The 14,306-nt window shown below is 62.6% G+C and carries 12 protein-coding genes; 11 read left to right on the forward strand and 1 reads right to left on the reverse strand.

Annotated elements, in window-relative coordinates; translation table 11 throughout:
* The first annotated feature begins 67 nt into the window (after positions 1-67).
* The 11 genes from fliD (at position 68) to PVV54_RS25690 (ending at position 10,886) form a co-directional block, all read left to right on the forward strand.
* Positions 68-1,450 carry a flagellar filament capping protein FliD gene (gene fliD / locus PVV54_RS25640; RefSeq protein WP_274907866.1) on the forward strand — a complete coding sequence of 461 codons (1,383 nt, stop codon included), beginning with the start codon at positions 68-70 and terminating at the stop codon, positions 1,448-1,450.
* Between the two features lie 18 nt (positions 1,451-1,468).
* Entirely contained in the window at positions 1,469-1,864 is a 396-nt protein-coding gene (fliS, locus tag PVV54_RS25645; RefSeq protein ID WP_274907867.1) for a flagellar export chaperone FliS, read from the forward strand.
* An 8-nt stretch (positions 1,865-1,872) separates the two neighbouring features.
* Positions 1,873-2,235 carry a flagellar protein FliT gene (locus PVV54_RS25650; protein ID WP_274907868.1) on the forward strand — a complete coding sequence of 121 codons (363 nt, stop codon included), beginning with the start codon at positions 1,873-1,875 and terminating at the stop codon, positions 2,233-2,235.
* 312 nt (positions 2,236-2,547) lie between these two features.
* Positions 2,548-2,886, forward strand: coding sequence for a flagellar transcriptional regulator FlhD (gene flhD, locus PVV54_RS25655; protein ID WP_274907869.1), 339 nt, complete (start codon positions 2,548-2,550; stop codon positions 2,884-2,886).
* Positions 2,887-2,888: 2 nt separating this feature from the next.
* On the forward strand, positions 2,889-3,455 hold the full coding sequence (flhC, locus tag PVV54_RS25660; RefSeq protein WP_274907870.1) for a flagellar transcriptional regulator FlhC: 567 nt from the start codon (positions 2,889-2,891) through the stop codon (positions 3,453-3,455).
* A gap of 94 nt (positions 3,456-3,549) precedes the next feature.
* On the forward strand, positions 3,550-4,428 hold the full coding sequence (gene motA, locus PVV54_RS25665; RefSeq protein WP_274907871.1) for a flagellar motor stator protein MotA: 879 nt from the start codon (positions 3,550-3,552) through the stop codon (positions 4,426-4,428).
* Positions 4,425-5,270, forward strand: a complete 846-nt coding sequence (gene motB / locus PVV54_RS25670) for a flagellar motor protein MotB (RefSeq protein WP_274907872.1) — start codon at positions 4,425-4,427, stop codon at positions 5,268-5,270. Before motA ends, motB begins: the two co-directional genes overlap by 4 nt.
* Positions 5,271-5,450: 180 nt before the next feature.
* Positions 5,451-6,620 (forward strand): flagellar biosynthesis protein FlhB, encoded by a 1,170-nt coding sequence (gene flhB / locus PVV54_RS25675; RefSeq protein ID WP_274907873.1) that lies wholly within the window; start codon positions 5,451-5,453, stop codon positions 6,618-6,620.
* Positions 6,617-8,719 carry a flagellar biosynthesis protein FlhA gene (gene flhA / locus PVV54_RS25680; protein ID WP_274907874.1) on the forward strand — a complete coding sequence of 701 codons (2,103 nt, stop codon included), beginning with the start codon at positions 6,617-6,619 and terminating at the stop codon, positions 8,717-8,719. Before flhB ends, flhA begins: the two co-directional genes overlap by 4 nt.
* 142 nt (positions 8,720-8,861) lie before the next feature.
* Positions 8,862-9,554: an RNA polymerase sigma factor FliA gene (locus PVV54_RS25685; protein WP_274907875.1), complete on the forward strand. Its 693-nt coding sequence runs from the start codon at positions 8,862-8,864 to the stop codon at positions 9,552-9,554.
* A 9-nt stretch (positions 9,555-9,563) separates the two neighbouring features.
* A complete protein-coding gene (locus PVV54_RS25690) occupies positions 9,564-10,886 on the forward strand; it encodes a UDP-glucose dehydrogenase family protein (protein ID WP_274907876.1) in 1,323 nt (440 codons plus the stop codon).
* 15 nt (positions 10,887-10,901) lie between these two features.
* Here PVV54_RS25690 and PVV54_RS25695 read toward each other — a convergent pair whose 3' ends face one another.
* Positions 10,902-14,303: an O-linked N-acetylglucosamine transferase, SPINDLY family protein gene (locus PVV54_RS25695; RefSeq protein WP_274907877.1), complete on the reverse strand. Its 3,402-nt coding sequence runs from the start codon at positions 14,301-14,303 to the stop codon at positions 10,902-10,904.
* Positions 14,304-14,306: the final 3 nt, after the last annotated feature.

Here is a 14,306-nt window from a genome sequence, read left to right on the forward strand (position 1 = left end):
GTAACCGAATGCCGATGTTGCGCCCAAACGCGCTCTTTCCGCCGCGCACATCAGAACGGACCCGCACATGACGACTACCACCAGCTCCACGGCATCCATCACCAGCCTTGGCGTAGGCTCGGGCCTCGACCTGGAAAGCATTCTGGAAAGCCTGGAAGAGTCCAAGACCACCAGCCTGCTGGACCCGATCACCACCCAGGAAGAGTCTGTCGAAGCGGAAATTTCTGCATACGGCACGCTGACCAGCGCACTCGATGCGCTGCAAACAGCCGCCGAAGCCCTGGCCGATGCCAGCCTGTACGAAAGCCTGAGCACGAGTATTTCCGGCAGCGGCGTGGCGGTTTCGACCAGCAGCGATGCAGTGGCCGGCAGCTACAGCATTGAAGTGACCCAACTGGCCCAGGCCCAAAGCCTGGCCACCGACGGCATCAGCGACACCAGCAGCACCCTGGGCACCGGCACCTTGACGCTGCAGGTGGGCGACAGCGATGCGGTATCCATCACCCTCGACAGCAGCAACAACACCCTCGAAGGGCTACGCGACGCGATCAACGCCGCCGATGCGGGCGTCACCGCTACGCTGGTAAACGACGGCAGCGATACCCCCTACCGCCTGGTGCTGACCTCGGACAGTACCGGCACCGAGTCGGAAATGACGGTCAGCTACAGCAGCAGCGACAGCAGCGACCTCGCCACCTCTCTATTCGGCAACATGACCGAAACGGTGGCCGCGCAAGACGCGGAGCTGACCATCAACGGCATTGCCATCACCAGCCAGAGCAACACCGTTGAAGAGGCCCTGCAAGGTGTCACTCTGACTTTGAGCGCCACTGGCAGCTCGCAAACACTGACCATCGAGCGCGATACCGACACCATCCTCGATGCCATCACCAGTTTCGTCGATGCCTACAACGACTTCGTCGCCACTGTGGATGAGCTCACGGCCTACGATGCCGACGCAGGCACCGCGGGCGAGCTGCTGGGCGATTCCACCACTCGGCGCATCAGCACCGAATTGGCCAGCGACCTCTATAGCGAAATTGGCAGCGGCACGTTTACCTACCTGTCGCAACTGGGCATCGGCCTGGAGTCGGATGGCACCCTGTCGATTGACGAAGACACGCTGCAGAGCGCCCTGGACGACAACATTGATGCGGTGTCCGAGTTCTTCATCGGCACCGATGAAAGCTCTGGCTTCATCACCCGCATGACCGACGACCTGGACAACTACCTGGACGAAGACACTGGGCTGATTACCGCCAAGACAGACAGCCTGGACAGCAAGCTCGACCAGCTTGAAGAACGCTACGAAGAGAAGCAGGCCCTGATCGACTCCGAAATGGAGCGCTGGCGCGAAGAGTTCACCGAACTCGACACCCTGATCTCGACGCTCAATTCCACCGCCGATTACCTCACGACCCAGTTCGAGGCGCTCAACAGTGACGACTAATGCCCAGGAGCAGGCCGGATGATTCCGTCCAAGGACATAACCGCCTATGCCAAGGTGGCGCTGGAGAGCAGCATTCTTGCCGCCTCGCCCCACCAGCGCATCACCCTGCTGTTCGAGCACTACCAGGCCGCACTGCGCCTGGCCAGGTTACATATGCAGGCAGGCAACACGCCGGAAAAAGGCAAGGCGATTACCCGGGCGATCAATATCGTCAGCCGTGGCCTGCGTGGGTCGCTGGACCTGGAACAGGGCGGCGACATCGCCCGGCAACTTGACGATCTTTACGATTTTGTCGTGCGCCTGTTGCTGCGCGCCAACTTAGAGAACAACGAAGAATCCCTGAATGCCGCCGCAGAGCTCTTGGGCACTATTGCCTCGGCTTGGATCGCGATTGGCCCTGAAACCGAGGAATGACGGTAGATATGCTGCAAGCACAAGTGATCGCTGCCTACGAAGGGCTGCTTGAGCAAGCCCGTCGCATGCTGGCATGCGCCGAAAATGCCGACTGGGACGGCATATTCGCGCTCAAATCCCAGGGCCTGATCGACGCTGCCAGCTTGCAGCGCGCCGAAAGCCAGGCAGAACTCGATGAGGCGGGGCAACTGCGAAAGCTTGAACTGATCAGCGAAATAGTTGCACTGGACACGCAAGTCAGTCGCCACCTGCATGCGCGCCAGTCGTACCTTGGAAAACTTATGCAAGTTGGCCGTCAAAAGTGTGAACTGGATAACACTTATCGGGGCAAAGGAGAGGTGATATCACTAGGCCATCGCTTGTACCAGTAGGTACATTCGGCCATCATGAGCTAGCTAACTAATGCAACATATGCGTTTCACAATTAGTGCCTTCAAGAGCACACAAGAAACCGGGAAAAGTCTGCCCCTATCTGTTATCGGGCGACATGCTTGATAGTTTAGGAAAAATTTCTCGACGCCCCCAAACGGGGCAAAACGCACAACACGACAACCCGCCGGGAAACCGCGAGCCAGCAATGCCCACACCCAAAAGCCCTACCGCCAGGCGGGGTTTGGGGCAACTGTGTTCAACCGCGCGTTCACGGCGTGCCGGGGCTGTAGTACTTACTGAAAAAGGGGAGCATGGTGCCGCACACCGATACCTATCTTGCAGACATCCAGGAACTCAACCTTTCCTATCTGCTGCTGGCGCAAAACTTGTTGCGTAAAGATCGCGAAGTGGCGATGTTCCGCCTGAAACTCAACGACAACATGGCGGACTTGCTGACCCGCCTGAGCAGCAAGCAGATGACCCAGTTGTCCAGGATCAATCAGCTGATTTGCCGCCCCACTTTCGAAGAGGCAGAACGTATTTCCAGAGCGCTGGATAATTCCCGCGAACTGGGCATGGTCGAAATTCACACTTCTCTGCTAATGGCGGCCACCGACCGTTCAGATGGCATGCACAGTAGCGGCACCTGACCATGTCAGAGAAAAGTCTGGTCACCGAAATGCAGCAGGTGCAGTTGGCCATCGAACTGATCCAGCTGGGTGCTCGCCTGCAAGTGGTGGAGACAGAAACGTCGCTCACCCGTGGTCGGCTTATCCGCTTGTACAAGGAAGTACGCGGTGCCCCGCCGCCCAAAGGCATGCTGCCCTTTTCGACAGACTGGTTCGTCACCTGGCTGCCGAACATTCACTCTTCGCTGTTCTACAGCATCTACCGCAGCATGCTGGAGATCGGTGGCCACCGCATCGACGCCTTCATCAAGGCATACCGGCTTTACCTGGAGCACGCCGCCGGGCCCGATGGCGAGCGGGTTCTGGGCCTGACGCGCGCCTGGACACTGGTGCGCTTTGTCGAGAATGGCATGCTTGAGCAGATCCGCTGTTCCTGCTGCACGGGCGAATTCATCACCCACACCTACTCCCCCACCCACAACTACATCTGCGGCATCTGCCAGCCACCCTCGCGCGCGGGCAAAACCTTGAAACGGCGCGACATCGACCCCGAAAACCTCGACAGCCTGCGGCCGGTAAAGCAGCGCTGATCGAGGCTGGGCACCCGTTCGGGAAAGTTTCTTCAAGTCAGCCATCGTCGTTGCCGATCTTCAGCGGTCATTCACTGATTCGAGGAGCGGCGACGTGCTCATACTGTTAGGACTTACCGTGGCGCTGGCCTCGGCCCTGGGCGGCTTCGTGCTCTCCGGGGGTAGCCTGGGGCCGCTGTACCAACCCACCGAATTGCTGATGATCGTGGGCGCCGCGCTGGGCGCCTTCATTGCCGCCAACAACGGCAAGGCCATTCGCGCCACCTTCGGCGCGGTCTCGCGGTTCAAACGCAGCACCGGCTACGACAAAGCGTTTTACCTCGACTTGCTGGGCATGCTTTACAACCTGTTGAGCAAGGCCAGGCGCGAGAGCCTGCTGTCGATTGAGCGGGACATCGACGACCCGCGCCAAAGCCCGGTGTTCGCCAACCACCCGCAGTTGCTCGAAGACCCGCTGGTAATGAGCTTCGTCGTCGATTACCTGCGCCTGCTCATCAGCCTGTCGCTGCCGGCCCACGAGCTGGATGAACTGATGCTGCACGAGATCGAGGAATTCGAGAACGAAGCGCACTTGCCCGCCGATGCCCTGCACAAGGTCAGCGACGGCTTGCCGGCCTTCGGCATCGTCGCGGCAGTGCTCGGGGTGGTGAAGGCCTTGAGCGCGGTCAACGTGGGGCCCGACCTGATGGGCCAGATGATCGCCCATGCACTGGTCGGTACGTTCCTCGGCATCTACCTGGCCTACGGCGTGGTCGCCCCGCTCGCCAGCCGCATCGAACGGCAGACGGCGGAGTCCACTAAGATGCTGCACTGCCTGCGCATCACCTTGCTCACCCATGTGAAAGGCATCCCCCCGCAACTGGCCGTGGAGTTTGGCCGCAAGGCACTGCACAGCAGTGAACGGCCCAGCGCTGAAGAGCTGGAAAACCATGTGCGGGGGGGCAGCGGCCAGTCGAGCCCGGTTACGGCATGAGCGAACAGCCGATCATCATCCGCCGCCGCAAGAGAGCAGGCAGAGGCCACCACGGTGGGGCCTGGAAAATTGCCTTTGCCGACTTCATGACCGCACTGATGGCGCTGTTTCTGGTGCTGTGGGTGTTGTCCAATGCCGGCAACGGCGACAAGGAAGCGATTGCCGAGTACTTCAGTACGCCGCTGCTGGTGGCCCTGAGCCACGGCGACAAGAATTCCGCCAGCACCAGCGCCATCCCCGGTGGCGGTACCGACGCCAGCAGGCCAGAGAGCGAGCTCGCGCGCAAAGCCAAGCGGCCCACGCAGCTGTCGAGTGAAGAGCGTCGGCACTTGCAAAGCCTCAAACAGCGGCTGGAGAACGCTGTGGACCGCGACCCGAAGCTGAGCGAGCTGAAGCAACAGATTGCCATTGAGCTGAGCCCCGAGGGCCTGCGCGTGCAGTTGCTCGATACCGACAAGCGCCCGATGTTCGAGCTGGGCAGCGCGCGCGTGGCACCCTACATGAGCCAGCTTTTGCGCACATTTGCCCCGGTACTGAACGAGTTGCGCAACCAGATCCAGATCAGCGGGCACACCGACAGCCACCCCTACCCCGGCGGCGAAACCACTTATAGCAACTGGGACCTGTCCGCAGACCGCGCCAAAGCCTCGCGCCAGGAACTGGTGGCTGGCGGTCTGGACCCGGGCAAACTGTTGCGGGTGTCCGGCATGTCCGACCGCATCCGTTTCCCGGGTGCCGGGCCGTTCGATGCGGTCAACCGGCGCATCGAGATCATCGTGCTCGACAGCCAGGTGGCGCAGCGCATTCTGGCCCAGGATGAATTTGGCGAATCACCACCCTGACCTGTAGGAGCGGATTTATCCGCGATCACCGGCAAAGCCGGTGCCATGCACCGCGGCGTCTGCATCGCGGATAAATCCGCTCCTACAAGGGGCCGGTCAATCCGTGAGATCGACAATAGCGCATCTTTCAGCTGTTTTTTCGGGGCCTAGCATCGCTTTGCTCCCATTCAAAATGGCCCCATGGCCGAAACCAGCAAAGAAGACCGGACGGAAGCCGCAACCCCCCGACGCATCGAGAAAGCCCGCGAAGAGGGGCAGGTTGCCCGCTCCCGCGAATTGAGCACATTCATCATGCTGCTGGCCGGCATCGGTGGGCTGTGGGCGATGGGCGGGCGGCTTTATGACCACCTCGGCAGCATTCTGGAAAGGGGGCTGTTGTTCGACCGTGCCCAGCTGTTCGACACCACGCTCATGCTTACCACCCTCGCGTCCCTGAGCAGTGCGGCATTGCTGGCCCTCGTCCCCTTCTTCACGCTGATGGTAGTGGCGGCCCTTGCAGCACCAACGCTGCTTGGCGGGCTGGTCATTACCCTGGCAGCTGCAGCGCCACGCTTCTCGCGCCTGAACCCGATAAGCGGCCTTGGGCGCCTGTTCTCCGTGCAGGTGCTGGTGGAACTTGGCAAAGCAGTCGCCAAGGCCACACTGATCGGCGTGGTGCTGTACCTCTTCATGCACGCCCATATCGGCCAACTGCTCGGCCTGCCGAAACTGCCACCGCAGCAGGCGCTGGTCACGCTGATGGCACTGACAGCCAAGGCCTGCCTGATGTGCACCGCCGTGATGATCGTCGTGGTCGGCATCGACACGCCCTACCAGTTATGGACTTACGCAAAGAACCTGCGCATGTCCAAGGAAGAAATCCGCCAGGAGCACAAGAACTCCGACGGCGACCCGCACTTGAAGGCACGTATCCGCCGCCTGCAGCAAACCCGTGCGCGCAGGCGCATGATGAGCAAAGTGCCCAAGGCTGACGTGGTAGTGACCAACCCCAGCCACTTCGCCGTTGCCCTGAGCTACCGCAAGGAAAAGGACGGTGCCCCGCGGGTAGTCGCCAAGGGTGCCGATGCCGTGGCGCTGCGCATCCGCGAAATCGCCGCAGAACACCGGCTACCCATTCTTGAGGCCCCACCGCTGGCCCGCGCGCTGTACTTCCACGTGGACCTCGACCGGCAAATCCCCACCGAACTCTACACCGTCGTCGCCGAGGTGGTGGCCTGGGCCATCCGCCTCAAGCGCGTCGCCGTACACGGCGGCCCCGTACCGCCGATGCCAGCCAACCTGAACGTCCCCGAGGGCATGGACCAGCCCGGACGCAAACGCCCCACACCCGAGGACCCACAGACCCCATGAAAGGCCTGACCGCCCTGCTGCGCCGCGACAACTGGCTGATTGGCAGCGACCTCAAGATCATGACCGGGCCGGTGCTGATCGTGGTCATCCTGTCGATGATGATCCTGCCGCTGCCCACGTTCATCCTCGACCTGCTGTTCACCTTCAACATCGCCCTGGCGATCATGGTGTTGATCGTGAGCATGCTGACCGAAAAGCCGTTGGACTTCTCGGCGTTCCCTTCGGTGCTGCTGTTCACCACCTTGCTACGCCTGTCGCTGAACGTGGCCTCGACCCGGGTCATCCTGATGCACGGCCACACTGGCACGGACGCGGCGGGCAAGGTCATCGAAGCGTTTGGCGAGTTTCTGGTGGGCGGCAACTTTGCCGTGGGCCTGGCGCTGTTCCTGATCCTGGTCACCATCAACTTCATGGTGATCACCAAGGGCGCCGGGCGTATCGCCGAAGTGGGCGCGCGCTTCACGCTGGACTCGATGCCCGGCAAGCAGATGGCCATCGACGCCGACCTGAACGCCGGCCTGATCGGCGAGCCGGAAGCCCGCCGACGCCGCCGTGAAGTGGCCCAGGAAGCCGACTTCTTTGGCTCCATGGACGGCGCCAGCAAGTTCGTGCGCGGTGATGCCGTGGCGGGCCTGGTGATCATGGGCGTGTGCATTGTCGGCGGCCTGGCCATCGGCATGCTGCAGCACGACATGGCTTTTGGCGACGCTGCCCACACCTACACCATGCTCACCATCGGTGACGGCCTGGTGGCGCAGATCCCCGGCCTGGTGATCTCCATCGCCGCCGGCGTAATGGTTTCGCGCGTCAATACCGAAGAAGACGTGAGCCGGCAGATGATCGGCCAGCTGTTCAGCCGGCCAAAGATGTTGATGATGACCGCAGGCGTCATGGGCCTGCTGGGCCTGGTGCCCGGCATGCCCAACCTGGTTTTCCTGCTGCTCACCGCACTGCTCGGCGGCCTGGGCTGGTGGTTCTCGCGCCAGCAGGAAGAAGCCGAGCAGGCGCCGGCCAAAGCCGCACTGCCAAAACCCGCGGCACAGGCCAGCGAAGCGAGCTGGGACGATGTGAAGCTGGTAGACACTTTGAGCCTACGGGTGGGCCACCGCCTTATCCCGCTGGTGGATGTACGCCAGGAAGGCGAGTTGAGCACCCGCATCAAAAGCCTGCGCAAGAAATTTGCCCAGGACATGGGCTTTTTGCCGCCCGTGATCCATGTGCGCGATAACCTCGAACTGTCGCCCAACACCTACATCATCAGCCTCAAGGGTGTGGAGATCGGCCGGGGTGAAGTGTTCCCCGGCAAGTGGCTGGCCATCAACCCCGGCAAGGTCACCGGCCAACTGGACGGCAAGGAGGCTGTGGACCCGGCCTTTGGCCTGCCGGCCATCTGGATCGACCCAAGCCTGCGCGAGCACGGGCAAATCTACGGCTACACGGTGGTCGACGCCAGCACCGTGGCCGCCACGCACCTGAACCACCTGCTGCACCAGTACGCCAAAGACATGCTTGGGCGCAGCGAAGTGCAAAAGCTGCTGGACAAGCTGGGCGGCGACGGCAAAGGCCTGGTGGAGGAAGTGATCCCCAAGCTGCTGACCCTCACCCAACTACAGCGCATCCTGCAAAACCTGCTGGAAGAAAACGTACCGATCCGCGACCTGCGCACCATCCTCGACGCCCTGGCAGAGCACGGCGGCGCCCAGCAACCGCCAGACATTCAGGAGCTGACCGCCCTGGTGCGGGTTGCCCTCGGGCGTTCCATCGTCAACCAGTACTACGCCAACAAGCCCGAACTGCGCGTGATCGGCCTGGACTTCAAACTTGAACAGGTGGTGATGCAGGCCGTTGGCAACGGTGGCTCGCTGGAGCCGAGCCTGGCCGACACTTTGATGAAAGAAACCACCCTCGCCCTGGAGCGCCAGGAACTGGGCAACAACCCGCCGGTTCTGGTGGTGCCCAACCGCCTGCGACAGGTGTTGTCGCGCTTCCTGCGCCGCCGGCTGCGCCAGCTGGCAGTGATTGCGCTGAGCGAAGTGCCTGACGACCGCACCCTGCGCATCACCAGCATCATCGGTGCATCCGACAAGGCTAAGGCGTGAATAGCCCCGCCAGCACGTGCCTGTTCAAGGCTTAGCCACCCGCGCGCTGCACCGATAATCCCGACGCTACTTCCTGGGCGGCGCGCGGTTCGTGTTGGCGCGCAGGCCCCATCGCCACTCTTGTTCTTCACAGGCACGCACGATGTATACGGCACAAGGCAAGATGCACCAGCAGGCGCTGCTTCAGCAGTACTTGCCCTTGGTCAAACGGCATGCGCTGAACCTCAAGACCAGGCTGCCGCCAGGCATCGACATGGAAGACCTGATTCAGGCCGGGAGCATCGGCCTGCTCGATGCCATGACCCGCTACGACCAGACTTTGGGTATCCCATTCGGCACCTTTGCCGCACACCGCATTCGCGGCTCGATGATCGACGAATTGCGCACGCGGGACTGGGCGCCACGCCGCGTACGCCGTCAGGCCCGCCTGCTGGAAGACACCCTGCACCGTCTGGAACAAGGCCTTGGCCGGCCGCCCGGCGAGCGCGAAATAGCATCGGCCATGGGCATGTCCCTGCACGAATACCAGCAACTGCTGTGGGACATCAACGGCAGCCACATGCTGCCGATCGAGCAGGTGACCGAAGACGCACTGGAAGCCAATGAGCCCCACGGCCGAAACCCGTTGAACACGTTGCTGGATGAGCGCAACCAGGCAGGCCTGGTACGCGCCATCGAAAACCTGCCCGAGCGGGAACGCCTGCTGATGGTCCTGTACCACCAGGAAAAGCTCAACATGCGCGAGATCGGCCTGGTGCTGGAAATCAGCGAGTCGCGGGTTTGCCAGTTGCACAGCCTGGCGATCTCCCGCCTGCGCGCAGCATTGATGGCCTGAAGGAGCCTTATGAAAATCAGTGTGTTTGGTTCTGGCTATGTGGGGCTGGTGGCCAGCGCCTGCCTGGCCGACGTTGGCCATGATGTGCTGTGCATGGACATTGACCCGCAGCGCATCGCGCTGCTGCGCACAGGCGAAGTGCCCATTCATGAGCCCGGCCTGAACCTGCTGGTCGACGCCAACCTGCGTGCAGGCCGCCTGCAGTTCAGCACTGACGCTGCTGAAGCGGTGGCATTTGCTGACCTGCTGTTCATTGCCGTGGGCACTCCACCCGATGAGGACGGTTCGGCTGACCTGCGCCACGTGCTCGCCGTGGCCCGCAGCATCGGCCACCACATGGCCGGCTACAAGGTGGTTGTGAACAAGTCCACCGTGCCCGTGGGCACAGGCGAAAACGTGCATGCCACCATTGCCGGGGTACTTGCCGAGCGGGGCCTGCAACTGCCGTTCGATGTCTGCTCCAACCCGGAGTTTCTCAAGGAAGGCGCCGCCATCGAGGACTTCACCCGCGGCGCACGCATCGTGGTTGGCACCGACTCCGAACAGGTCCGCCAGCGCATGCGCGAGTGCTATGCGCCCTACAACCGCCACCACGACAAGCTCATGTTCATGAGCCTGCGGGCCGCAGAGCTGACCAAGTACGCCGCCAACGCCATGCTGGCCACCAAAATCAGCTTCATGAACGAAATGGCCAACCTGGCCGAACACCTGCAGGTAGACATCGAGCAGGTTCGCCATGGCATCGGCAGCGACCCACGCATCGGTTACGACTTCATCTACCCCGGTTGTGGCTATGGAGGCTCCTGCTTCCCCAAGGACATTCAGGCACTGAGCCGCAGCGCACACGAGGTGGGTTACGAACCGCAGTTGCTGCACGCCGTCGAAGCCATCAACCAGCGGCAGAAAGCCACCCTGTTCAAAAAGCTGAGCCATGCCTTGAATGGCGAAATCGAAGGCAAGACCATCGCCATCTGGGGCCTGGCCTTCAAGCCCAACACCGACGACATGCGCGCAGCCCCCAGCCGCGAGCTGATGGAAGCGCTGTGGCGGGCTGGCGCACGGGTGCAGGCCTATGATCCCGAGGCTATGGCCGAGTGTCGGCGCCTGTACGGTGAGCGCGACGACCTGCTGCTGGCCGGTGACCGCATTCAAGCGGTAAAGGGAGCCGACGCGCTGGTGATCTGCACCGAATGGAAAGCTTTCCGTAGCGTCGACTTCCACTGGCTGCGCCAACAACTGCGCAGCGCCGTGGTAATCGACGGCCGCAACCTGTACGAACCCCAGGCCGTGGCCAGCGCCGGGCTGACCTACCGGGCCATCGGCCGGGGCTGAACCTGGCGCCAGCCGTCAGCTGGCGTAGGTCACCTCGTTGAAGCTGGCCACCAGCCAGGTCAGCGCTTCGCGGGGGATATCACTCAGCGGTTGCACATCGAAACGCGCCATACGCCCGATGAACTCGGTGGGTGCCAGCAGGCGCTCGACCACATGGTAGTGCGGGCGGTCGAGGTAATCGTCGAACAGGACGATGGTGGGTTTGGTGACGCGCAGGCAAGCGGTGACGAAACAGGCAACGCGAAAACGCCCGTCGATCAGGATCACGTCCGGGGCCTCGAAGAATGGCTCATCCCACACCCGCAGCGGGTAGGTGTGAAAACGCTTCCAGCCCTCGGCGTTCCTGGGCCGCGCCCAGGCGCCCGTGGCGCCTACGTCCACCGGGTAAATACGCGGTGCCGAGGGTAATGCCGCCGCCTCGATCCACGATTGCATGTTTTGGGCCCAGCGCAGGTCGTTTTCCACCGTGAACACGGTCTTGCCGGGCATGCGCCCTGCCAGGGCCGTCGACCCGCCGCTGCCGTATTCCAGAATTACCTTGGCCTGTTCGTAGATGGCTTCGACATACTGGGCCACCTGCGCCGGGAAGGTCAGCTGCGGCTCGTGGAACACCGACTGGGCAGGCTCTGGGGCAGGGGCCGGCAGCTTTGGCTGCGCAGTAGTGGCCGGGTCATGATTCAGCCGCGCATGGCGCAGGTAATCCTGGGCAATGTCTTTATCCAGCGCTTGCAGCAGGTGTACGGCAAAGTCCCTGGCGTCATAGACCGTGTGCAACAGGAAAGCCAACTTGCGACGCTGGTTTTCGGCCAGCAGGGCCAGGCGCTCGGCGTTCGGCACGAACAGCGCGTCGGCGCAGGCCAGTTGCGAGGCTGGTAGGCCGGCGCATGCAGGGTCTTGGGCGTTGAAGCGTTGGTGCTGCAGGTTATGCAGGCGGTAGAACGTGAAGCCAAGGGGGGCCAGGCGCTGGCAAACACCGGCCAGGTCTGGTTGCTGCTCATGGGTGGGCATGAAGCTGACACGCGCCTGTACCAGCAGCGTATTGGCCAACGTGCGCGTGCCGTGGTCGAGTACGGCGAGGCTGTCGTTCAGGTGGTCGAGCACCAGCCAGTCCACGGCGCCGAGTCCCTCGATGGCATCCAGCGCAAGCGTTGAAACCGGCAAACGCGCCAGGACCGTCGATGGCTGAAGTTCGACGTCCTGTTGGATCGGCTCCAGGGTTGCGCTAAGCAGTGGGTCCAGGCAGGCACGCAAGCTCACCGCCTGCCCGTTGCCCAGAGCGGTACGCGGGTAGTAGTGCAATTCACCCAACTGGGCCAATTGCTCAGCGTTGCTGATGCGGCCAATCGGGTCGAAGGCGATGGTGGCCAGGGCACCCAGCCGTTGCAGTGCCACGAACTGCGGTGAGGCCAGCAACGAACCGCCGTGGTCCAGCGTGACGATACGGCCCTGGAACTTGAAGCTGAAACCGTCCTTTGGCGCCGCCGGGTGCGTCAGCGCCACGGCCTCGCTCTCGCCAGCGAAAAACGCCTGGCCTTGCTTGTCGAGCGTCAGCGCAGCAGGCACCTCACCGGCGCAATGGCGCTGCCAGATGGCGCGCAAGGCTGCGCCAAGATGGCCAGCAAAGCGCTGGCTATCGCACACCGGCGAGTTCATCAGCACACTGCGCAGCAGGCTACGGATGGTTGCCAGGCTGTCCAGATCGCGGGCCAGCCCGGCCGCCCGCTGGATATAGGCCTCCCAGCTGTCCACCACCAACTCCGGCAGCCCGGCGTTGACCAGGTGGGTTGCCGAGTGGCGGCCGGCAAAAGTCGGCCCCGGCAATGTCACAACCGGCACACCCATCAACAGCGCTTCGCAGGTGGTCAGGCCACCGGAGTACGGCCACGGGTCAAGGGCAATATCGACGCGGTTGTAGCACTCCAGCAGGCTCTTGTGCCCGACAGGGCCTTCCACCTGCAAGCGCTCAGGTGCGATGCCCTGGGTTTTCATCACCTCTTTTACATGCTGCTGCAGTTCTGGGTTGGCAAAGGCGCTGCCTTTGAGCAGCAGGCGCGAGCCGGGCACTTCATGCAGGAGTTCTGCCCAGTTTTCCAACACCTGGTCGTTGACCTTGGTTGGGTTGTTGAAGCAGCCGAAGGTGACGAAGCCGTTGCTTTGTGCCGGCAATGGCTTCACGTCGGGTGCGTAGGGCGGTGGGTCGTAGCAGATGTAGTCGTCCGGCAGGCGAATCAGTTTTTCGGTATAGAACGCGTCATCGCCCGCCGGTGACTCGATGGCGTCGCTGAGCAGGTAATCCATGGCCTCAAGGCCGGTTGTGTTGATCAGCCCGCCCACCCATTTCACCAGCAGCGGCGCGGGCTGCAAGGCCATGCAGCCCATGCGGCTGCCGGCGTTGTGGCCGCTCAGGTCGATGAGGATGTCGATGCGGTCTTCGCGGATCTGCTCAGCCAGGCGCTGGTCGGCCATGTGCCGGATGGGCCGCCAGGCCTGCATCCGCGCGCGAATACGCTGGGTCAGGTGGTCGCTGACCTGGCTGCTGCTGTAGGCGATCAACTGGAACTGGTGGCTGGGCAAGCGTTCCAGTACACCGACGATCATGTTGCCCACCGGATGCTGACGCAAGCCATCGGATACCAGGCCAATGCGGAGCACACGGTCGGGGGCAAGGTCTGCCACCTGTGGCCTGGCGGGGACGACCTTGGGCCCGAAGCGATGCTGCCACTGCTTGCAGAACTCGAAGATGTATTCGCGGCTGGCCAGTGGGTCGTAGTGCAACGTGGTAAGGCGGTTGGAGTAAGGCAGCATGTCGTTGCGGCCCACCAGCTCGATGGCCCGGGCATAGTGCTCTGCTGCCAGCGCGAGCTTGCCGATGTCCTTGTACAGGTTGGCCAGGTTGTTCCAGTGGCTGTAGTCCTTGGGCTCACGCACGATCAGCTGCTCGAACACCGCTATCGCTTCACCGTGGCGGTCCAGGCGGCCGAGGATCAAACCCTTGCGCGCGAGCAGCCGGCAGTCGTCGGGTTGGTGGCTCAGCGCCTTTTCGATGTGTTCGAGGGCCGGGGTGAAGCGGCCCTTTTCGAAGTACAACGCAGCCAGCCGGTGATAAGCGGGAGCGAACTGCGGATCGAGAAGGACTGCCCACATGGCGAGCGTTTCGGCACGTTCATCATCGCCCAGTTTTTGCGCTGCCTTGGCCACCAGCTCAAGTGCTTGAGGGTCGTTTGGCAGCAGCTGCAGTGCGCGCTCGAAACTCGCCAGTGCCTGCTCTGGGTCGCTGGTCAGTTGCATGTCGCCGAGTGTTTTCCAGGCGTTGGCATCGTTGGGGTATTGCTGGCAGAGACGGCGTGCCTGGGCCAGGTCGGTAGGGGGCTGTGGGCGGCTGGATTTGGGCGGGCGGGTGCGCTGGAGCTTGGGCATGAA

Origin of the sequence: Pseudomonas sp. PSKL.D1 (genome assembly GCF_028898945.1) — a bacterium.
In the GTDB taxonomy this organism is placed as follows: Bacteria; Pseudomonadota; Gammaproteobacteria; order Pseudomonadales; family Pseudomonadaceae; genus Aquipseudomonas.

Coding starts and splice junctions, on each gene's coding strand:
- fliD (WP_274907866.1), top strand. CDS start 68: ATGACGACTACCACCAGCTCCACGGCATCCATCACCAGCCTTGGCGTA.
- fliS (WP_274907867.1), top strand. CDS start 1,469: ATGATTCCGTCCAAGGACATAACCGCCTATGCCAAGGTGGCGCTGGAG.
- PVV54_RS25650 (WP_274907868.1), top strand. CDS start 1,873: ATGCTGCAAGCACAAGTGATCGCTGCCTACGAAGGGCTGCTTGAGCAA.
- flhD (WP_274907869.1), top strand. CDS start 2,548: ATGGTGCCGCACACCGATACCTATCTTGCAGACATCCAGGAACTCAAC.
- flhC (WP_274907870.1), top strand. CDS start 2,889: ATGTCAGAGAAAAGTCTGGTCACCGAAATGCAGCAGGTGCAGTTGGCC.
- motB (WP_274907872.1), top strand. CDS start 4,425: ATGAGCGAACAGCCGATCATCATCCGCCGCCGCAAGAGAGCAGGCAGA.
- flhB (WP_274907873.1), top strand. CDS start 5,451: ATGGCCGAAACCAGCAAAGAAGACCGGACGGAAGCCGCAACCCCCCGA.
- flhA (WP_274907874.1), top strand. CDS start 6,617: ATGAAAGGCCTGACCGCCCTGCTGCGCCGCGACAACTGGCTGATTGGC.
- PVV54_RS25685 (WP_274907875.1), top strand. CDS start 8,862: ATGTATACGGCACAAGGCAAGATGCACCAGCAGGCGCTGCTTCAGCAG.
- PVV54_RS25690 (WP_274907876.1), top strand. CDS start 9,564: ATGAAAATCAGTGTGTTTGGTTCTGGCTATGTGGGGCTGGTGGCCAGC.
- PVV54_RS25695 (WP_274907877.1), bottom strand. CDS start 14,303: ATGCCCAAGCTCCAGCGCACCCGCCCGCCCAAATCCAGCCGCCCACAG.